Consider the following 430-nt stretch of genomic DNA (forward strand, 5'->3'; position numbering starts at 1 on the left):
GACTCGTGCGTCAGGTCGATGCCGACAAAGCCGCGAATGGCCTGGCTGTCGTAGATCGCATCTTCGATGCCCTCGTCAGACAAGCCGAAGCACTGCTGCGCGATGTACATGCGCAGCATCCGCTCCAGACCGACCGGCCGACGACCGCGCCCTTCACCCTTGGGGTAGTACGGCAGCAGCGCCGCCACCAGCGCCGGCCACGGCGTCACGGCCTCGATCTCGGCCAGAAAACGATCGCGCCGCGTCAGTCTCTTTTTGCTTGCGAACTCGGCGTCCGAAAAACTCGTTTGCTTCATCGGGATGCTGGAAAGGTGGGATGCGTCATTGTGCCAGTTGCGCCCGCCGCCGGGGGGGCTCAGCGATTAAATCAGATGGTATGGACGCCTCCTCCCGGACTCCGGCAGAGCAGGAGATTTGCACGCATTGTCGA

1 protein-coding gene is annotated in these 430 nt (G+C 62.8%); it reads right to left on the reverse strand.

Annotation, left to right across the window (positions count from 1 at the left end; all coding sequences use genetic code 11):
* Positions 1–296 (reverse strand): transposase (locus ACEN88_RS34350; protein WP_413346873.1); only part of this gene is annotated, 296 nt, incomplete at its 3' end.
* Positions 297–430 lie beyond the last annotated feature (134 nt).

This window comes from Massilia sp. CT11-108 (genome assembly GCF_047302915.1).
GTDB classification, from domain to species: domain Bacteria; phylum Pseudomonadota; class Gammaproteobacteria; order Burkholderiales; family Burkholderiaceae_D; genus Telluria; species Telluria orientalis.